The organism is Clavibacter phaseoli (assembly GCF_021922925.1).
In the GTDB taxonomy this organism is placed as follows: domain Bacteria; phylum Actinomycetota; class Actinomycetes; order Actinomycetales; family Microbacteriaceae; genus Clavibacter; species Clavibacter phaseoli.
Genome location: NZ_CP040786.1, coordinates 1,924,244 through 1,943,252, shown reverse-complemented (window position 1 = coordinate 1,943,252; position 19,009 = coordinate 1,924,244). Strand labels below are relative to the sequence as shown.

At 72.2% G+C, this 19,009-nt stretch carries 17 protein-coding genes; 11 read left to right on the top strand and 6 right to left on the bottom strand.

The window, feature by feature from the left end; translation table 11 throughout:
• Positions 1-148: 148 nt before the first annotated feature.
• The 6 genes from araB (at position 149) to mmsB (ending at position 8,181) form a co-directional block, all read left to right on the top strand.
• A complete protein-coding gene (gene araB / locus FGI33_RS09000) occupies positions 149-1,852 on the top strand; it encodes a ribulokinase (protein WP_119434081.1) in 1,704 nt (567 codons plus the stop codon).
• Complete coding sequence (locus tag FGI33_RS08995) at positions 1,849-2,559, top strand: L-ribulose-5-phosphate 4-epimerase (protein WP_119434080.1); 711 nt, start codon at positions 1,849-1,851, stop codon at positions 2,557-2,559. Before araB ends, FGI33_RS08995 begins: the two co-directional genes overlap by 4 nt.
• Positions 2,556-4,073 (top strand): L-arabinose isomerase, encoded by a 1,518-nt coding sequence (araA, locus tag FGI33_RS08990; protein WP_119434079.1) that lies wholly within the window; start codon positions 2,556-2,558, stop codon positions 4,071-4,073. Before FGI33_RS08995 ends, araA begins: the two co-directional genes overlap by 4 nt.
• Before the next feature lie 76 nt (positions 4,074-4,149).
• Complete coding sequence (locus FGI33_RS08985; protein ID WP_119401296.1) at positions 4,150-5,280, top strand: substrate-binding domain-containing protein; 1,131 nt, start codon at positions 4,150-4,152, stop codon at positions 5,278-5,280.
• 178 nt (positions 5,281-5,458) lie between these two features.
• Positions 5,459-6,988, top strand: a complete 1,530-nt coding sequence (gene mmsA / locus FGI33_RS08980) for a multiple monosaccharide ABC transporter ATP-binding protein (protein ID WP_119434078.1) — start codon at positions 5,459-5,461, stop codon at positions 6,986-6,988.
• A gap of 5 nt (positions 6,989-6,993) precedes the next feature.
• Positions 6,994-8,181 (top strand): multiple monosaccharide ABC transporter permease, encoded by a 1,188-nt coding sequence (gene mmsB / locus FGI33_RS08975; RefSeq protein ID WP_119434077.1) that lies wholly within the window; start codon positions 6,994-6,996, stop codon positions 8,179-8,181.
• A gap of 160 nt (positions 8,182-8,341) precedes the next feature.
• Here mmsB and xylA read toward each other — a convergent pair whose 3' ends face one another.
• Positions 8,342-9,535, bottom strand: coding sequence for a xylose isomerase (xylA, locus tag FGI33_RS08970; RefSeq protein ID WP_012037567.1), 1,194 nt, complete (start codon positions 9,533-9,535; stop codon positions 8,342-8,344).
• 207 nt (positions 9,536-9,742) lie between these two features.
• On the opposite strand from xylA, the gene FGI33_RS08965 reads away from it, so the two are divergent.
• Entirely contained in the window at positions 9,743-11,248 is a 1,506-nt protein-coding gene (locus tag FGI33_RS08965) for a GH1 family beta-glucosidase (protein ID WP_237581705.1), read from the top strand.
• Entirely contained in the window at positions 11,245-11,811 is a 567-nt protein-coding gene (locus FGI33_RS08960; protein WP_237581703.1) for a GNAT family N-acetyltransferase, read from the top strand. Before FGI33_RS08965 ends, FGI33_RS08960 begins: the two co-directional genes overlap by 4 nt.
• Before the next feature lie 18 nt (positions 11,812-11,829).
• Here the strand turns inward: FGI33_RS08960 and FGI33_RS08955 are convergent, their stop codons facing one another.
• The 3 genes from FGI33_RS08955 to FGI33_RS08945 form a co-directional block, all read right to left on the bottom strand.
• Positions 11,830-12,267 carry a MarR family winged helix-turn-helix transcriptional regulator gene (locus FGI33_RS08955; RefSeq protein WP_119435618.1) on the bottom strand — a complete coding sequence of 146 codons (438 nt, stop codon included), beginning with the start codon at positions 12,265-12,267 and terminating at the stop codon, positions 11,830-11,832.
• A gap of 124 nt (positions 12,268-12,391) precedes the next feature.
• Positions 12,392-12,727 carry a hypothetical protein gene (locus tag FGI33_RS08950; protein ID WP_119435619.1) on the bottom strand — a complete coding sequence of 112 codons (336 nt, stop codon included), beginning with the start codon at positions 12,725-12,727 and terminating at the stop codon, positions 12,392-12,394.
• Positions 12,728-12,855: 128 nt separating this feature from the next.
• Positions 12,856-13,812, bottom strand: coding sequence for a LysR family transcriptional regulator (locus FGI33_RS08945; RefSeq protein ID WP_237581701.1), 957 nt, complete (start codon positions 13,810-13,812; stop codon positions 12,856-12,858).
• Between the two features lie 81 nt (positions 13,813-13,893).
• On the opposite strand from FGI33_RS08945, the gene FGI33_RS08940 reads away from it, so the two are divergent.
• The 3 genes from FGI33_RS08940 to FGI33_RS08930 all read left to right on the top strand — a co-directional run bounded on the left by FGI33_RS08940 (position 13,894) and on the right by FGI33_RS08930 (position 17,438).
• Positions 13,894-14,949: an aminotransferase class V-fold PLP-dependent enzyme gene (locus FGI33_RS08940; protein ID WP_119435215.1), complete on the top strand. Its 1,056-nt coding sequence runs from the start codon at positions 13,894-13,896 to the stop codon at positions 14,947-14,949.
• Positions 14,950-15,082: 133 nt separating this feature from the next.
• Positions 15,083-16,318, top strand: a complete 1,236-nt coding sequence (locus FGI33_RS08935; protein ID WP_119435216.1) for a multidrug effflux MFS transporter — start codon at positions 15,083-15,085, stop codon at positions 16,316-16,318.
• A gap of 40 nt (positions 16,319-16,358) precedes the next feature.
• Positions 16,359-17,438: a heparan-alpha-glucosaminide N-acetyltransferase domain-containing protein gene (locus FGI33_RS08930; RefSeq protein ID WP_119435217.1), complete on the top strand. Its 1,080-nt coding sequence runs from the start codon at positions 16,359-16,361 to the stop codon at positions 17,436-17,438.
• Here FGI33_RS08930 and FGI33_RS08925 read toward each other — a convergent pair.
• Positions 17,435-18,325: an aminoglycoside phosphotransferase family protein gene (locus FGI33_RS08925; protein WP_237581699.1), complete on the bottom strand. Its 891-nt coding sequence runs from the start codon at positions 18,323-18,325 to the stop codon at positions 17,435-17,437. The genes FGI33_RS08930 and FGI33_RS08925 overlap by 4 nt on opposite strands.
• On the bottom strand, positions 18,322-18,972 hold the full coding sequence (locus FGI33_RS08920) for a hypothetical protein (protein WP_119435488.1): 651 nt from the start codon (positions 18,970-18,972) through the stop codon (positions 18,322-18,324). The genes FGI33_RS08925 and FGI33_RS08920 overlap by 4 nt, the downstream gene beginning before the upstream one ends.
• Between the last annotated feature and the right edge of the window lie 37 nt (positions 18,973-19,009).

Genomic DNA, 19,009 nt, shown 5'->3' with positions numbered 1-19,009 from the left:
GACGTTGACACCCCACTTCGAGGGGGTGGGGGCGTCTGGGTTGACAGAGCGGCCATCTCGAGTCGTAGACTCACCTTCGCCGATGTGACCGTTCACATCGCACGCGGCCTTCCCGGACCGCGATGCATCAGACGAAGGAGTCGATCCCGTGCCCAGCGCCCCCGTGAGCACCGCAGCCGAGGCCCAGCCCGGCGTGGAGACCGAGAGCTACGTCATCGGGGTCGACTACGGCACCCTCTCCGGCCGCGCGGTCGTGGTCCGTGTCTCGGACGGCGTCGAGCTCGGCTCCGGCGTCCTCGACTACCCGCACGCGGTGATGGACGACACGCTCGCCGCCACGGGCGCGCAGCTGCCGCCCGAGTGGGCCCTGCAGGTCCCGAGCGACTACGTCGACGTGCTCAAGCAGGCCGTCCCCGCCGCCATCCGCGAGGCCGGCATCGACCCCGCGCGGGTCATCGGCATCGGCACCGACTTCACGGCATGCACCATGGTCCCCACCCTCGCCGACGGCACGCCGCTCAACGAGGTCGAGGGGTACGCCGACCGCCCGCACGCCTACGTCAAGCTCTGGAAGCACCACGCCGCGCAGTCGCACGCCGACCGCATCAACGCGCTGGCCGAGGAGCGGGGCGAGGAGTGGCTGGCCCGCTACGGCGGGCTCATCTCCAGCGAGTGGGAGTTCGCCAAGGGCCTCCAGCTGCTCGAGGAGGACCCGGAGCTGTACGGCCTCATGGAGCACTGGGTCGAGGCGGCCGACTGGATCGTCTGGCAGCTCACCGGCAGCTACGTCCGCAACGCCTGCACCGCCGGCTACAAGGGCATCCTCCAGGACGGCGAGTACCCGACCCGCGAGTTCCTCGGCGCGCTCAACCCCGACTTCGCGTCCTTCGCGGAGGACAAGGTCGCGCACGAGATCGGCCAGCTCGGATCCGCCGCCGGCACGCTCTCCGCCGAAGCCGCCGCCTGGACGGGCCTGCCCGAGGGCATCGCGGTCGCGGTCGGCAACGTCGACGCGCACGTCACGGCCCCCGTCGCCCGCGCCGTCGAGCCCGGCCAGATGGTCGCGATCATGGGCACGAGCACGTGCCACGTCATGAACAGCGACGTGCTCACCGAGGTCCCCGGCATGTGCGGCGTCGTCGACGGCGGCATCGTCTCGGGGCTCTACGGCTACGAGGCCGGCCAGTCCGGCGTCGGCGACATCTTCGCGTGGTACGTGAAGAACCAGGTGCCCCCGCGCTACGCCGAGGAGGCCGCGGCCGCCGGCAAGAGCGTCCACCAGCACCTCACCGACCTCGCGGCCGACCAGCCCGTCGGCGGCCACGGCCTCGTCGCGCTCGACTGGCACTCCGGCAACCGCTCGGTGCTCGTCGACCACGAGCTCTCCGGCCTCGTCGTCGGCACGACGCTCACGACGCGCACCGAGGAGGTCTACCGGGCGCTGCTCGAGGCCACCGCGTTCGGCACGCGCAAGATCGTCGAGACCTTCGCCGCGTCCGGCGTCCCCGTCACCGAGTTCATCGTCGCGGGCGGCCTGCTGAAGAACGCGTTCCTCATGCAGGCGTACAGCGACATCCTGCGCCTGCCCATCTCGGTCATCACGAGCGAGCAGGGCCCGGCGCTCGGATCCGCCATCCACGCCGCCGTCGCCGCGGGCGCCTACCCGGACGTGCGCGTCGCGGGCGACGCCATGGGCAAGGTCGAGCGCGGCAGGTACCAGCCGAGCGAGGAGCGCGCGCTCGCCTACGACCGCCTCTACGAGGAGTACTCGACGCTGCACGACTACTTCGGCCGCGGCGCCAACGACGTCATGAAGCGCCTCAAGTCGCTGAAGAGGGAGGCCCGCGCGTGAGCACCTACGCCCCCGAGATCGAGGTCGCGGTCGCCCGCGTCCGCTCCGAGGTCTCCCGGCTGCACGCCGAGCTCGTGCGCTACGGGCTCGTGGTCTGGACCGGCGGCAACGTCTCCGGCCGCGTCCCCGGCGCCGACCTCTTCGTCATCAAGCCGTCGGGCGTCTCCTACGACGACCTCAGCCCCGAGAACATGATCCTCTGCGACCTCGACGGGAACGTGATCCCGGACACCCCCGGCTCGCGCAACGCCCCCTCGAGCGACACCGCGGCGCACGCGTACGTCTACCGCAACATGCCCGAGGTGGGCGGCGTGGTCCACACGCACTCCACCTACGCGGTGGCGTGGGCGGCGCGGCGCGAGCCCATCCCGTGCGTCATCACCGCGATGGCGGACGAGTTCGGCGGCGAGATCCCCGTCGGCCCGTTCGCGATCATCGGCGACGACTCGATCGGCCGCGGCATCGTCGAGACGCTCACCGGGCACCGCTCGCGCGCCGTCCTGATGGCGGGCCACGGCCCCTTCACCATCGGCAAGGACGCGAAGGACGCCGTGAAGGCGGCCGTCATGGTCGAGGACGTGGCGCGCACCGTGCACATCTCCCGCCAGCTCGGCACGCCTGCGCCCCTCCCCGCCGAGGCCGTCGACTCCCTGTTCGACCGCTACCAGAACGTCTACGGACAAGCACCCCAAGGAGCCCTGAAGTGAGCCGCATCACCCCCGCCCTCGACCACTACGAGGTCTGGTTCCTGACCGGCAGCCAGAACCTCTACGGCGAGGAGACGCTCCAGCAGGTCGCCGAGCAGTCGCAGGAGATCGCCCGGCAGCTGGAGGAGGCGTCGGACATCCCCGTCCGCGTCGTGTGGAAGCCCGTCCTCAAGGACTCCGACAGCATCCGCCGCATGGCCCTCGAGGCCAACGCGAGCGACCGGACCATCGGCCTCATCGCGTGGATGCACACGTTCAGCCCCGCGAAGATGTGGATCCAGGGCCTCGACGCCCTGCAGAAGCCCTTCCTGCACCTGCACACGCAGGCCAACGTCGCGCTGCCGTGGAGCAGCATCGACATGGACTTCATGAACCTCAACCAGGCCGCGCACGGCGACCGGGAGTTCGGCTACATCCAGTCGCGCCTCGGCGTCGTCCGCAAGACGGTCGTCGGCCACGTGAGCACCGAGTCCGTGCGGCAGAGCATCGGCACGTGGATGCGCGCCGCCGCCGGCTGGGCCGCCGTGCACGAGCTCAAGGTCGCGCGCTTCGGCGACAACATGCGCAACGTCGCGGTCACCGAGGGCGACAAGACGGAGGCTGAGCTCAAGTTCGGCGTCAGCGTGAACACGTGGGGCGTCAACGACCTCGTCGAGCGCGTGGACGCGGCGACCGACGCCGAGATCGACGCGCTGGTCGACGAGTACGAGCGCCTCTACGACATCCAGCCCGAACTGCAGCGCGGCGGGGAGCGCCACGAGTCGCTCCGCTACGGCGCGGCCATCGAGGTCGGGCTCCGCTCGTTCCTCGAGGAGGGCGGCTTCGGCGCGTTCACCACGAGCTTCGAGGACCTCGGCGGCCTCCGCCAGCTCCCCGGCCTCGCCGTCCAGCGCCTCATGGCGGAGGGCTACGGCTTCGGCGCCGAGGGCGACTGGAAGACGGCGGTGCTGATCCGCGCGGCGAAGGTCATGGGCGCGGGTCTCCCCGGTGGCGCGAGCCTCATGGAGGACTACACGTACCACCTCGTCCCCGGCGAGGAGAAGATCCTGGGCGCGCACATGCTCGAGATCTGCCCCACGCTCACGACGGGCCGACCGAGCCTCGAGATCCACCCGCTCGGCATCGGCGGCCGCGAGGACCCGGTGCGCCTCGTCTTCGACACCGACCCCGGCCCCGCGGTCGTCGTCGCCATGTCGGACATGCGCGACCGCTTCCGCATCGTCGCGAACGTCGTGGAGGTCGTCCCGCTCGACGAGCCGCTCCCGAACCTGCCCGTCGCCCGCGCCGTGTGGAAGCCCGCACCGGACCTCGCGACGAGCGCCGCGGCCTGGCTCACCGCCGGGGCCGCCCACCACACGGTCATGAGCACGCAGGTCGGCGTCGAGGTCTTCGAGGACTTCGCCGAGATCGCGCGCACCGAGCTCCTCGTCATCGACGAGGACACGACCCTCAAGGGTTTCACCAAGGAAGTCCGCTGGAACCAGGCGTACCACCGCCTGGCCCAGGGCCTGTAACACCCACACCAGGGGTGCGGATCCGGCGCAGATGCCGGATGCGCGCCTCACAGCAGCAGTACGAAAGGACACGATCGTGAAGATGAAGAAGGTCCTCGTCGGCATCGCCGCCACGAGCATCGCCCTCTCCCTCGCCGCCTGCTCCGGCGGCTCCGGCGGAGGCCGCGGCGGCAGCGCCGGCGGCACCGAGGACAACAAGGGCGCCCTCGTCGGCGTCGCCATGCCCACCAAGACGAGCGAGCGCTGGGTCGACGACGGCAACAACGTCAACGACCAGCTCACCAAGCTCGGCTACAAGGTCGACCTGCAGTACGCGAACGACAAGGTGCAGGACCAGATCTCGCAGATCGAGACGATGCTCAACAAGGGCGCCAAGGCGCTCATCGTCGCGTCGATCGACGGCACCGCGCTGACCCAGGTCCTCAAGACCGCGGCCGACGACGGCGTCAAGGTCATCGCGTACGACCGACTGATCAACGGCACCGAGGACGTCGACTACTACACGACGTTCGACAACGAGCAGGTCGGCGTGCTCCAGGGCAACTCCCTCCTGCAGGGCCTCGGCCTCGTGGACGCCGACGGCAAGGCCACCGGCAGCACCGAGAAGAAGACGATCGAGATCTTCGCCGGCAGCCCGGACGACAACAACGCGCAGTTCTTCTACGACGGCGCGATGGGCGTCCTGAAGCCGTTCCTCGACTCCGGCCAGGTCACGATCGGCTCCGGCCAGTCGGACTTCAGCCAGGTCGCGATCCAGCAGTGGAAGCAGGAGGGCGCCCAGGCCCGCATGGAGAACCTGCTCTCCGGCTCGTACCCCGGCGGCGCCAAGCCGGACGGCGTCCTGTCGCCCTACGACGGCCTGTCGCGCGGCATCATCCAGGCCCTGACCTCGGCCGGCGTCGCCAGCGACGCCATGCCGATCATCACCGGCCAGGACGGCGAGAAGGCGTCCGACAAGCTCATCCTCGACGGCGTCCAGTACTCGACGATCTTCAAGGACACGCGCCTGCTCGGCAAGGAGGCCGTCACGATGGTCGACACCCTGCTCACCGGCGGCACGCCGGACGCGCCCGACACCTACAACAACAAGGTGAAGGACGTCCCCACGAAGCAGTTCGCCCCGGTCGTCGTGACCAAGGACAACCTCGTCGAGGTCATCGTGGACAGCGGCTACTACACGCAGGACGAGATCGACAAGGGCGAGTAGCCCTCACCCGCACCGCCTCCGGCGGCGCACCGGCCGGTCGACGCTCGCGTCGACCGGCCTCCACCGGGTCGGGCCGGCCGTGCACCACGGCCGGCCCGTCCCCGGACGGCGGTCACCCGCCGCCCGCAGCACCACCGCCGGGAACCCGGCACCACCATCCACACAAGTGAGGCAGGCCATGGCCAACCACATTCTCGAGATGCGCGGCATCACCAAGACGTTCCCCGGCGTCAAGGCGCTGCAGGACGTCACTCTCGAGGTCACGCGCGGCACGTGCCACGCGATCTGCGGCGAGAACGGCGCGGGCAAGTCGACCCTGATGAAGGTCCTGTCCGGCGTGTACCCGGCCGGCTCCTACGACGGCGACATCGTCCTCGAGGACGAGGTCGTCAAGTTCTCCAGCATCCGCGACAGCGAGAAGTCGGGCGTGGTGATCATCCACCAGGAGCTCGCGCTGAGCCCCTTCCTCTCCATCGCGGAGAACATCTTCCTCGGCAACGAGATCTCCAAGGGCGGCTTCATCGACTGGAACGCCACCAACGTGGAGGCGTCGAAGCTCCTCGCCCGCGTCGGGCTGAGCGACAACCCGGCCACCAAGATCGCCGACATCGGCGTGGGCAAGCAGCAGCTCGTGGAGATCGCGAAGGCCCTCTCCAAGGAGGTGAAGCTCCTCATCCTCGACGAGCCCACCGCGGCGCTCAACGACGAGGACTCCGCCCACCTGCTCGACCTGATCAAGCACCTCAAGGGCCAGGGCATCACTAGCATCATCATCAGCCACAAGCTGAACGAGATCAAGGCGATCGCCGACGCGGTGACGATCATCCGCGACGGCAAGACGATCGAGACCCTCGACCTCGGGCGGGACTCCATCAGCGAGGAGCGCATCATCAAGGGCATGGTCGGCCGCGACCTCCAGAGCCGCTACCCCGACCGCACGCCGGACATCGGCGAGGAGATCCTGCGCATCGAGGACTGGACGGTCCATCACCCCCAGGAGCACTCGCGCGTCATCGTCGACCACGCCAACCTCAACGTCCGCGCGGGCGAGGTCGTCGGCATCGCCGGCCTCATGGGCGCGGGCCGCACCGAGCTCGCGATGAGCGTCTTCGGCCGCTCCTACGGCGCGAACATCTCCGGCAAGCTCTACAAGCGCGGCAAGGAGATCCAGGCCAAGACGGTCGGCGAGGCCATCAAGCACGGCCTGGCCTACGCCACCGAGGACCGCAAGCACTACGGCCTCAACCTCATCGACGACATCAAGCGCAACGTCTCCGGCGCCGCGCTCGAGAAGCTCGCGAAGGCGGGCTGGGTCGACGCGAACCAGGAGTACGTGGTGGCCGACGGCTACCGGAAGTCGATGAACATCAAGGCCCCGAGCGTGGGCGCCATCACGGGGAAGCTCTCCGGCGGCAACCAGCAGAAGGTCGTCCTCTCCAAGTGGATGTTCTCCGACCCGGACGTGCTGATCCTCGACGAGCCCACCCGCGGCATCGACGTCGGCGCCAAGTACGAGATCTACACGATCATCAACGCGCTCGCCGCGCAGGGGAAGGCCGTCATCGTCATCTCCAGCGAGCTGCCCGAGCTGCTCGGCATCTGCGACCGGATCTACGCCCTCTCCGCCGGGCGCATCACGGGACAGCTGCCGATCGCCGAGGCGACCCCCGAGAGCCTCATGACCTACATGACCAAGGAAAAGGAATAGTCACCATGTCCAGTCTCAGCAGTGTGGCGGGTTTCCTCGTCAGTCGCCTCAGGCAGATCGGCATCTTCATCGCGCTGATCGCGATCGTGGTGCTGTTCCAGATCCTCACCGACGGCACGCTCCTCGAGCCGCGCAACGTCACGAGCATCGTCGTCCAGAACGCGTACATCCTGATCCTCGCCATCGGCATGGTCATGATCATCATCGCCGGCCACATCGACCTGTCGGTCGGATCCGTGGTGGCCCTCATCGGCGCCGTCTCCGGCGTGTTCGCCGTGAACTGGGGCTGGCCCTGGTGGGCGTCCATCCTCGCGAGCCTCGTGATCGGCGGCCTCATCGGCGCCTGGCAGGGCTTCTGGGTGGCGTACGTCGGGATCCCCGCGTTCATCGTGACCCTCGCCGGCATGCTCACCTTCCGCGGCCTCGCGCAGATCGTCCTGGAGAACCGCCCCATCACGCCGTTCCCGGACGAGTACGTCTCGGTCGGCGCCGGCTTCCTGCCCGACCCCTCGGGCGGCACCTCCTACCTCGAGTGGGTCACCGTCACGCTGGGCGTGCTGGCCGCGGTCTTCCTGGTCGCGCAGCAGCTCCGCGAGCGTCGCGCCCGCGTCAAGCTCAACCTCGAGGACGAGCCCTTCGCCTGGTTCATCACGAAGCTCGCCACCATCGCGATCCTCGTGCTCGGCATCACGTACCTGCTCGCCAGCTACCAGGGCACGCCGATCGTCCTGGTCATCCTCGCGGTCCTCGTCCTCGTCTACACGGCGGTCATGGGGCGCAGCATCTTCGGTCGCCACATCTACGCCCGAGGCGGCAACCTCAACGCGGCGCAGCTGTCCGGCATCAATACGAAGCGCGTCGACTTCCTGCTCTTCGTGAACATGGGCTTCCTGGCCGCGCTCGCGGGCATCGCCTTCACCGCCCGCAGCAACTCGGCGCTCCCCGGCGCCGGCAACGGCTTCGAGCTCGACGCGATCGCCGCGGTGTTCATCGGCGGCGCGGCCGTCACCGGCGGCATCGGCACCGTGACCGGCGCCATGATCGGTGGTCTGATCATGGGCGTGCTCAACAACGGCATGTCGCTGCTCGGCCTCGGCACGGAGTACCAGCAGCTCATCAAGGGCCTCGTGCTCCTGCTGGCCGTCGCGTTCGACGTGTTCAACAAGAGCCGCGGATCCAAGTCCGCGACCTGATCCACCCGCGCTGACACCGGAGGGCCCGGCATCCACTCGGATGCCGGGCCCTTCCGCGTGCCCGGCGCGACCGTCGGGCGATCCCGCAGAGCCGTCGCGGGGACGACGGAGGGCCCGGCACCCACGTGGATGCCGGGCCCTCCGGTGCTGCGGGGGAGCGCTAGGAGCGCGCGCCCATCAGGTGCTCGAGCGCCAGCTGGTTGAGGCGCACGAAGCCGAAGCCCTTGGCGTCGAAGTACGACGGGGCGTCGAAGTCCTCGTACGAGGAGCGGTCGGCGAGGATGTCGTCGTAGGACTCGCCCTCGTTCAGCGTCGGCGTGTAGATCTCCTGGACCTTGGCGGCGGCGAGCGCCTCCTGGACCTCGGGGTCGGCGCGGAACGCCTGCGCGCGCTCCTTGAGGAGCAGGTACATGCGCATGTTCGCGGCGGCCGAGTCCCACACGCCCGTGATGTCCTCGGTGCGGCTGGGCTTGTAGTCGAAGTGACGGGGGCCGTCGTAGGAGCGGCCGCCGCCCACGCCGCCGTTCTCCAGCAGGTCGACGAGCGAGAACGCGTTCTGCAGGTCGCCGTGGCCGAAGACGAGGTCCTGGTCGTACTTGATGCCGCGCTGGCCGTTGAGGTCGATGTGGAAGAGCTTGCCCTGGTACAGCGCCTGCATGATGCCGGCGGTGAAGTTGAGGCCCGCCATCTGCTCGTGGCCGACCTCGGGGTTCACGCCGACGAGCTCGGGGCGCTCGAGGGTCTCGATGAAGGCGAGCGCGTGGCCGAGGGTCGGCAGCAGGATGTCGCCGCGGGGCTCGTTGGGCTTCGGCTCGATCGCGAAGCGGATGTCGTAGCCCTTGTCGGTGACGTAGTCGCCGAGGAGGTTGACGGCCTCGCGGTAGCGCTCGAGCGCGCCGCGGACGTCCTTGGCGGAGTCGTACTCGGCGCCCTCGCGGCCGCCCCACATCACGAACGTCTGCGCGCCGAGCTCGGCGGCGAGGTCGATGTTGCGGAGCACCTTGCGGATCGCGAACCGGCGGACGGCGCGGTCGTTGCTGGTGAAGCCGCCGTCCTTGAAGACGGGCGCGGAGAAGAGGTTGGTGGTCACCATCGGGACGACGATGCCGGTGTCGCTGAGCGCGCCCTTGAGGCGGTCGATCTGCGTCTGGCGCTCGGCGTCGGTGGATCCGAAGGCGAAGAGGTCGTCGTCGTGGAAGGTGAGGCCGTAGGCGCCCAGCTCCGAGATGCGCTCCACGCCCTCGACCACGTCGAGGTCGGAGCGGGTGGGGCCGCCGAAGGGGTCGGCCCCCGTGTATCCGATGGTCCAGAGTCCGAACGAGAACTTGTCCTCGCGGGTGGGGGTGAGCGCCATGGTGTCTCCTGTCAACGTCGTCGGTGATTTGTTGCTAGCTACAACCTAACCGGAGCGCGGCCGGGGCACAACGTCGACACGGCCGCGCGGACGGCCGGCTGGACGCGTCGCCGGGGCCCGGGCAGGATGGCGGGAGGCCATGTCCGACCGGGCGCGCGAGCGCGGGTCGCGCGGCCGCCCACCCCGACGGAGAGGTCCCCGAACGCCATGACCGACGCATCGCACGCCGCAGCCGGGACCACCGGGGATCCCACGGATGATAAGGGCGAGGGGCTCGCGTTCCCGCCCGGCTTCCTGTTCGGATCCGCCACCGCCGCCTACCAGATCGAGGGCGCGGTCGACGAGGGCGGGCGCGGCCCCTCCATCTGGGACACCTTCAGCCGGGCGCCGGGGAAGGTCCTCGGCGGGGACACGGGCGACATCGCCGACGACCACTACCACCGGCTCGAGTCCGACCTCGACCTGATGCAGGCGCTCGGCCTCGAGGCGTACCGCTTCTCGATCGCGTGGCCGCGCATCCAGCCGACCGGGCGCGGCCCCGCGAACGCCGACGGCCTGGCGTTCTACGGGCGGCTGGTGGACGGGCTCGTCGCGCGGGGGATCACGCCCATCGCGACGCTCTACCACTGGGACCTCCCGCAGGCGCTCGAGGACGAGGGCGGCTGGACGAACCGCGAGACCGCGTACGCGTTCGCCGACTACGCGCGGATCATGGGCGAGGCGCTCGGCGACCGCATCGGCACCTGGACCACGCTCAACGAGCCGTGGTGCTCGGCGTACCTCGGCTACGCGGCCGGCGTGCACGCACCCGGTCGCGCGGACGCGGAGGACTCGTTCCGCGCGGTGCACCACCTCAACCTCGCGCACGGGCTCGCGGTCCGGGCGCTCCGGGAGGTCGTGCCGGCGGACGCGCGCTTCTCCATCACGCTGAACCTGCACGTGATCCGCGGCGAGGGCGACACGGGCCCCGAGGCCGTGCGCCGCGTCGACGGCGTGGGCAACCGGGTGTTCCTCGACCCGCTGCTGCACGGCGAGTACCCGGCCGACGTGATCGCGGACACCGCCCGGATCACCGACTGGTCGTTCGTGCTCCCGGGGGACGGCGAGCTCATCCGCCAGCCGCTGCACCTGCTGGGCGTCAACTACTACAACACCAGCCGGGTCCGCATGCGGGACGGCTCGTCGGCGGGCGGCGGCACCGCCATCCACGGCGACGTCGCCGCGACCCCGTTCCCCGGCACCGACGACGTCGAGTTCCTCGAGCAGCCCGGCCCGTATACGGCGATGGGCTGGAACATCGAGCCCCAGGGCCTCGAGGACCTGCTCGTGTCGCTGCACGAGGAGTTCCCCGACCTGCCGCTCATGGTGACGGAGAACGGCGCCGCGTTCGACGACGAGGTGACCGTGGGCGACGACGGAGCGCGGGCGGTGCACGACCCCGCGCGGATCGACTACCTGTCGCGGCACTTCGCCGCCGCGCACCGCGCGATCGAGCGCGGCGTGGACCTCCGCGGATACCAGGTGTGGTCGCTGCTCGACAACTTCGAGTGGGCCTTCGGGTACTCGAAGCGGTTCGGCATCGTGCACGTCGACTACGACACGCAGGAGCGGACGCCGAAGGACAGCGCGCTCTGGTACGCGCGGCTCATCGCCGACCGCGCCATCCCCGCGGCGGACGCGCGACCCGAGCGCCACGTGCGCCCCGGGGCGTGAGCGGGCCGCCGCCCGGCACGGACGAGCGCGCGCTGCTCGCCGACGGCGTCGTGATGCGGCCCGCGCGGATCACCGACGCGGCCGCGCTCGCCGCCGCCTACCGCGCCAACCGGGAGCACCTCCGCCCGTTCGAGCCCGCGCGCACGGACGCCTTCTTCACGTCGGCGGGGCAGCGGGCGCAGCTCGCGGGCCGCGTCGCCGAGCGCGCGGCCGGATCCGGCCTGCCGTACCTCATCCTCGAGGGCGACCGCGTAATCGGCCGCTGCGACCTGTTCGCGGTGAAGCGCGGCGCCGCGCAGAGCGCGAGCCTCGGCTACTGGATCGACCGGGAGCGGCAGGGCGCTGGCCTCGCGACCGCCGCGGCGCGCGAGGCCGTCCGCATCGCGCGCGCCGCCGGGCTGCACCGGCTGGAGGCGTCGACGCTGGTGGGGAACGGCGGATCCGAGCAGGTGCTCACGCGCGCCGGGTTCGACCCCATCGGGATCGCGCCGGCGTACCTCAGGATCGACGGCGCGTGGAGCGACCACACGCTCTGGCAGCGCGTGGTCGACGGGGCGCGCTGACCCGGGCCGCCGCGGCGCTCAGGCGTCGAGGAGCAGCTCGGTCATGCTGCGCAGGCGCGCCTGCGCGTTCGAGTCGGTGCCGCTGCGGTGGACGACGTCCTCGTGGACCTGCTCGGCGACCCGCAGGAGGTCCGGCAGGATGCGCCGCCCGCGATCGGTGAGGGCGATGAGGAGGCGGCGCTCGTCGGCCTGGTCGCGCTGGCGCGTGATGTAGCCGAGGAGCTCGAGGCGCTTGAAGAGCGGGGAGAGCGTGCCCGGCGTGAGCTGCACGGCGTCGCTCAGGTCGCCGGCCCTACGCGGGTCCTCGTCGTGCAGGGCGAGCATGACGAGGTACTGCGGGTGCGTGAGGTGGTAGGGCTTCAACAGCGGCCTGTAGAGCGAGATCACCGCTCGGGACGCGGCGGCGAGCAGCAGTCCCATGTCGCGGTCGAGCAGCGCTCCAGCGTGGTCCGTCATGTGTCCTCCTGGCCGTCTGCGAGACGCGTCCCCCGACGGCCTGATCCCTTCGGACGCTACTCCCGAGATCTAGCGGCGGCGCGACCGGGGGCCGCACGCACAGCCCGCACGGAGGCCCGCGTCATCACTCCGTGCCGGGCGGCATCCAGCCCTGCTCCATCTGGTGGCGGCGCACCTGCGCGACGGCCCGGTCGGCGTCGACCGGCACGGCCGCCCAGATGATGCCGGTGCCGTCGAGCCAGCCCAGCGCGACCATGGCGTCGGCCAGGTCCTCCACGAACATGGCCACCGTCGTGCCGTGCGAGCGGATGACGTCGCCGTGCAGGCTCCAGCCGAAGTAGGCGGACAGGTACCTGGCCTGCTCCGAGTGGCTGCGCTGCAGGTGGCGGTTCAGCCGCTCGGTGGATCCGCCCGAGGCCTGGACCTCGTCCTGGAGCTCGTCGCGGTGCTCGTCCGACATGCGCTCTCGTTCCTCCGCGTCAGGGAGCCCGCGGCGGACCCGCGGGCAGACCCCTCAGACATTACGGAGCACCTCCGACAATCCGCCGGGGACGGGTCGCGCGCCGGCCGCGGGCGGGCCGATCGCGCTCATGTCCGACGGAGCTCCCAGTCGCCCACGCGCAGCCGCGCGAGCGCCTGGACGGCGGCGTGCACTGCGGGCGACGCGGATCCGCCCGGCGCCGTCACGACGTGGACGACGCGCTCGCCCACGCCGGAGACGCGGCGCCGGACGACGCCGCGGGGGAGGGGCGCGGTCGCGAGCGCCAGGGACGGCAGGAGCGCGACCCCGAGCCCGGCCTGCACCATGCCGACGGCCGCCGCCGCGTTGTCCGTCTCGAAGGACGTCGCCGGCGCGAAGCCGCTGCGGGCGCACGCGCTCACGAGGTGGCGGCGGCAGCGGACGCAGCCGGCGATCCACCTGTCGTCGGCGAGGTCATGGAGCGCGAGCGGGCCGCGGTGCCGCAGCGCCCGCGCCTCCGGCAGCACGGCCCACAGCGTCTCGCGCCAGAGCGGCCGGGACTCCAGGCCGTCGAGGGAGCGCGCGGCGGGATCGTCGGGGTCGTCGGGGTAGGCGAAGGTCACGGCGACGTCGGCCTCGCGCGCGCGGACCGCCGCGACGGCCTCGGGCGGCTCGGCCTCGAGGTACCCGAACCCCAGGCCCGGATGCGCCGCCGCGAGGCCGCCGAGCAGCCGCGGCACGACCGTGGAGGACGCCGACGGGAACGCCGCCACGCGGACGGTGCCGGCGCGGAGGCCGCGCAGGTCGTCGAGCTCGTCGGCGGCCCGGTCGATGGCGTGCACCACGGTCTCGGCGTGCCGGGCGAGGACGCGGCCGGCCTCCGTGAGGACGACGCCCCGGCCGGCGCGCGCGGTGACGGGCACGCCGATGCGCGCCTCGAGGCGCCTGAGGGTCTGCGACAGGGCCGGCTGGCTGATGCCGAGCGCCGCCGCGGCCGCGGTGATCGAGCCGCGGACGGCCAGGGCGTGCACCGCGGCGAGCGCGGTCGAGTCGAGGTCGCGCGCGGTCGGGGGAGCGTCCGTCATGCGCGGAGCATAACGCGGGCTTATGGGACGCATGCCGGGAGGGGTCTTGCTCGATGGATCCGCCCTCGACACGCTGGACGCATGACGACCGCGCCGCTGCCCGCCGACCTGCGCGACCTGTTCGAGGCGGGGCCCGGGTACCTCTCCGCCTGCACCATGGGCCTGCCCACGCGCGCGACGGTCGAGCGCCTGCGGGCCGACCTCACGACGTGGTCGGCCGGCGGATCCACCGCGCACGGCTACGGCGGCGTCGTCGAGGGCGTGCGCGCGTCGTACGCGTCGCTCGTGGGCGTGCCCGTGGGATCCGTCGCCGTGGGCTCGCAGACCGCCTCCTTCGTGAGCGTGCTGGCCGCCGCCGTCCCCGCGGGCGCGGAGGTGCTGTGCGTGACGGGCGACTTCAGCTCGCTCACCTACCCGTTCGTCGTCGCGGAGGCGCGCGGCGTCGTCGTGCGGCACGTGCCGCTCGAGGAGCTCGCGGCCGAGATCGGCCCGCGCACGCACCTGGTCGCGTTCTCGCTCGTGCAGTCCGCCGACGGACGGGTCGCCGACGTCGCCGCGATCCGGGAGGCCGCGCGGACCCACGACGCCTTCACGCTGTGCGACACCACGCAGGCGGCGGGCGCCATGCCGATCGACGCGGGCCTCTTCGACGCCACGGCCTGCCACGCGTACAAGTGGCTCTGCGCGCCGCGCGGCGCGGCCTTCCTCACGCTGTCCGACCGCTACCGCCGGACCCTCGTGCCCGTGCAGGCGAACTGGTACGCGGGCGCCGACGTGTGGGCATCCTGCTACGGGCCCGCGATGGCGCTCGCCGAGGACGCGCGCGCCTTCGACGTGTCGCCCGCCTTCGGCGCGTGGGTGGGCGCGGCCCCGGCCATCGCCCTCTTCGCGCGCCTCGACCTCGACGCGGTGCACCGGCGGAACGTCGAGCTCGGCGACCTCGTGAGCGTCGGCCTCGGCATCGAGCCGCGCGGGCAGGCGATCGTCACCTGGCCGGACGCGGACGGCGCCGACCTCGCGTCGCTCGGGGCGGCCGGGATCGTCGCGTCGGGCCGCGCGGGCCGTGCGCGCATCGCCTTCCACGTCTGGAACGACGAGGACGACGTGGAGCGCGTCGTGGCGGCGCTCCGCGGCTGACGCGTCCCGTCCCGCGAAATTCTTCCAGCTGGGAATACGCCGAGGGCGCGCTCGTTGGACATCGAGTCGGTCCACGCCGGCCGTCCCCGTCCCGCGGCGCCCCGCGCCCCCGTCACCGCCGAAGGAACGCCCCGTGTCGTCTGCCGTCCTCCATCCCGGCGACGCGCTCTCCCGCCGGGAGCGCATCGTCTACATCATCGTGCTGGGCGCCCTCGTCGGCCTCGGGCCGTTCACGATCGACCTCTACCTCCCGGCCTTCCCGGTCCTCAAGGACGAGTTCGGCGTCACGGACGCGGCGATCCAGCTCACCCTGACCGGCACGACCGTCGGGTTCGCGCTCGGCCAGCTCGTGGTCGGTCCCTGGAGCGACCGGGTCGGGCGTCGTCTGCCGCTGATCGTCGCGTCCAGCGGGCACATCCTCGCGTCGCTCGGCGCCGCGCTGTCGACCGACGTCGGCATGCTGCTCGTCTTCCGCGTGCTCCAGGGCGCCGGTGCCGCGGCCGGCGCGGTCGTCGCGATGGCGATGGTGCGCGACCTGTTCGGCGGGCGGCCGCTCGTCCGGATGCTCTCCCGCCTCGCGCTCGTGACCGGCCTCGCCCCGATCCTCGCCCCCGTGATCGGCTCGCAGCTGCTCCGCATCGTCGACTGGCGGGGCGTCTTCTACGCGCTCGCGGCCTACGGCATCGCCGTCGTGATCGCCGTGGTCTTCCTCATCGTCGAGACCCTGCCCCGCGAGGACGTCGTGGTCGAGGAGAAGGGGGCGCTCCTCCGCCGCTACCGGAACGTGCTCCGCGACCGCGTCTTCGTCGGCGTCGCGATCATCGGCGGCATGCAGTTCGCCGGGCTCTTCTCGTACCTCTCCAGCTCGTCGTTCCTGTTCCAGGACGTCTACGGCTTCGACGCGCAGCAGTTCGGGATCCTGTTCGGCGTCAACTCGCTGGGCATCGTGATCGGCAACCAGGTGGCCGCGCGCATGACGAAGGTGGTGGGGCCCCAGTGGATCCTCGCGGGCGTCGTCGTCGTCCAGTTCGTCTCGAGCGCCCTCATCGTGCTGCTCGGCACCTTCACCGACGCGGGCCTGCTGGGCACGCTCATCCCGCTGTTCTTCTTCATCCTCGCGTGCGGCTTCGGCTTCCCCTGCGTGCAGGTCCTCGGGCTCGTCAACCACGGGCACGAGGCGGGCACGGCGGCCTCCCTCCTGGGCGCCGTGAACTTCGGGCTCGCGGGCGCCATCTCGCCCATCGTGGGCGTCCTCGGCATCACCTCGGGCGTGCCCATGGCGTCGGTGATGGGCGCGTGCGCGGTCGTGTCGATCCTCTCGATGTGGCTCATCGTGCAGCCGCGGACGGTGCCGGCCCTCACGAACTGACGCCGGTCTACCGCCGGAGAGCGCTGGGTAGGGTGAGGCCATGAGCCCCGCCCGCGACCCGGCCCGCCTCCGGGGCGTCGACGCCGCGCGCGGCCTCGCGGTCCTCGGGATGATGGCGGCGCACGTCGCCGTGCAGCGCACCCTCGAGCTCGATGATCCCGCGTCCTGGCTCGCGATCACCGACGGCCGGTCCTCCATCCTCTTCGCCACGCTCGCGGGCCTCTCCATCGCGCTGATGTCGGGGCGGGAGCGGCCGGCGGACGGGACCGACCTCGCGCGGGCGCGGCTCAAGGTCCTCGTGCGCGCCGCGTGCCTGTTCCTCCTCGGCGGGCTGCTCGCGTCGCTGCAGACGTACGTCGCGGTGATCCTCGAGGTCTACGCCGTGCTGTTCGTGGCCGTGCTGCCGCTGCTGCGCTGGCGCGCGTCCCGGCTGCTCGCGCTCGCTGCGGTCGCCGCCGTCGCGCTGCCGCTGGTGACGACCGCGCTCGCCATCCACTTCGACGGCGCGCTCATGCGGCCGGACCCGTTCGTGATCCTCGTGGTCACCGGCCACTACCCGGCGCTCACCTGGGTGGCGTTCGCGATCGCGGGCCTCGGGATCGGCCGGCTCGCGCTCGGATCCGCGCGCGTGCAGCTGCTGCTCGTGACGGTCGGCGCCGGGCTGGCCGTGCTCGCCTACGGCGGGTCGGCGCTCCTGGAGGCGGCCGTGCCCGCGCCGCCGCCGGGCTGGGAGTACATCCTCTCGACGACGCCGCACGAGGGGTCGCCGTTCGAGGTCGTGGGATCCGGCGGGTTCGCCATCGCCGTGATCGGCCTGTGCCTGCGCATCGCCGCGCTCCTGCCCGCCGTGCTCGTGCCGTTCGAGGCCGTGGGGCAGCTCGCTCTCACGGTGTACGCGGTACACATCGTCGTGATCGACCTCCTCGCGCCCGAGGGCGACCTCATCGCGGACGACGGCGCGTACCTGGCGTTCGTCGTCGTGACGGTCGCGCTCTGCCTGCTCTGGACCCGGATCGTCGGGCGGGGGCCGCTCGAGCGCGCGCTGGGCGCGGTCGCGGGGCGCGCGTCGGACCTCGCGCCGCGCGGATCCCGGGAGCGGGCGCCGGAGCGGGCCGGCTAGAGGGGGCGTCCGAGGCCCGGGCGGGCGTCGCGCGCGGCGGTGCCGAGCCGCCCGAGAACCTCGACCCTGGCGCGGCTCGCGGCGTCGTCCGCGTCCCACGCCGCGGAGAGCGCGCACCACGCCTCCGCCCACGCGAGCACGGCGTCGAGGTCGGCGCCCGTCTCCTCGGCGATCACGCGCGCGCGTCGCGCCAGGCGTCCGGGGCGCAGGGCGATCGCGGGGGTGGGGTTGGCCAGGACGTTCGCCGTGTCGAAGCCCGGGTCGCCCACGAGGCCCTTCGGGTCGATCGCGCGCCAGTCGTCGTCGTCGCCGCGTCCGTCTCCGCCGCCGAAGCGCAGGACGTTGCCGTGGTGGACGTCGCCGTGCAGCACCGCGGCGGATCCGGATCCGGCGAGCAGCTCGCGGGCGACCGCGGCGCCGCGGTCGAGCGCGCGGGGGAGCGGCCGCGCGGGCTCGACGAGCTCGCGGAACCAGACGGCGAGGGGCACGACCTCGGCGACGACCGGCGCCTCCCGCGGGACGCGGTGCACCCGCGCGGCCACCCGGGCGAGGATCCGGGTGGCCCGGTCGTCGCGCGCGTCCGCGTCGGGCCCGTCCGCGGACGCCTCCCGCACGAGGATCCCCGGGTCGTCCGCGCGCGCGATGAGCACGGTGCCGTCGGCGCCAGACGCGAGCACGGGCGCGGCCCCGCGGCCGGCCCACGCGGCCATCAGGCGCCCGCCGCGCCGCTCCTCCTCCACGAGCGGCACCTTGAGCATCAGGCGCGCGCCGTCGCGGCGGACCGGGGCGAGCACGCTGCTCGCGGTGCGGACGGCCGAGCCGTCCGGATCCAGCCGCCAGCGCGCGAGGAGGGGCCCGAGCCCCGCGGCCGCGGCCGCGTCCGTCACAGCCGGATCGACACGGGCACGCCCGTGAGCGCCATGATCCCGACGACCGCGCCTATCACGGCGACGCCGAGGAGGACGAGCGCCCCGGCCAGCGCGACGCGCGACCGCTCGTACCAGGGCAGGACCCCGCGGCGGGCCCCCCGCAGCTCCGCCATCGTGAGCACGCGCGCCTGCTCCGTCAGCGGGAGGTCGAGGTCCGCCGCCATCGAGCGCATGGTCCAGAGGTCGTAGACGTGGCCGCTGAGGCGGAGGAGGAGCCGGCCGTCGGCGTCCATGACGAACAGGCGCGGCTGCGTGTCGAGCGTGAGGCCCTGGTAGACGTGCACCACCAGCAGGTCGTGGACGGCCCCGCGACGGACGCGCGTGCGACGCCCGAGGAAGCGGGACTCGACGTCGCCCGTCGCGTGCGTGATGCGCACGTAGGAGGTGAGGTAGAGCCCGGCGAGCAGGGCGCCGAGCAGCGCCACGACGACGACGCCGACGATCACGGCCGCCGCGTTGCCCGTGGGGATGGCGAGCACCAGGAGCGCCGCGCCCAGCGGGACGACGAGCGCGAGCGTCGCGAGGGCGAGCTGCCGCAGGAGGGCCGAGCGGGGCCGGATGGTGGTGCTCGCGTGGTCGGGGGACGCGTCGTCGTCGTGCTGCACGTCGCCTCCGGTCGTGGTCCGAGGCCGTCCTCGCGTC

Coding starts and splice junctions, on each gene's coding strand:
- mmsA (WP_119434078.1), top strand. CDS start 5,459: ATGGCCAACCACATTCTCGAGATGCGCGGCATCACCAAGACGTTCCCC.
- mmsB (WP_119434077.1), top strand. CDS start 6,994: ATGTCCAGTCTCAGCAGTGTGGCGGGTTTCCTCGTCAGTCGCCTCAGG.
- xylA (WP_012037567.1), bottom strand. CDS start 9,535: ATGGCGCTCACCCCCACCCGCGAGGACAAGTTCTCGTTCGGACTCTGG.
- FGI33_RS08965 (WP_237581705.1), top strand. CDS start 9,743: ATGACCGACGCATCGCACGCCGCAGCCGGGACCACCGGGGATCCCACG.
- FGI33_RS08955 (WP_119435618.1), bottom strand. CDS start 12,267: ATGACGGACCACGCTGGAGCGCTGCTCGACCGCGACATGGGACTGCTG.
- FGI33_RS08950 (WP_119435619.1), bottom strand. CDS start 12,727: ATGTCGGACGAGCACCGCGACGAGCTCCAGGACGAGGTCCAGGCCTCG.
- FGI33_RS08945 (WP_237581701.1), bottom strand. CDS start 13,812: ATGACGGACGCTCCCCCGACCGCGCGCGACCTCGACTCGACCGCGCTC.
- FGI33_RS08940 (WP_119435215.1), top strand. CDS start 13,894: ATGACGACCGCGCCGCTGCCCGCCGACCTGCGCGACCTGTTCGAGGCG.
- FGI33_RS08930 (WP_119435217.1), top strand. CDS start 16,359: ATGAGCCCCGCCCGCGACCCGGCCCGCCTCCGGGGCGTCGACGCCGCG.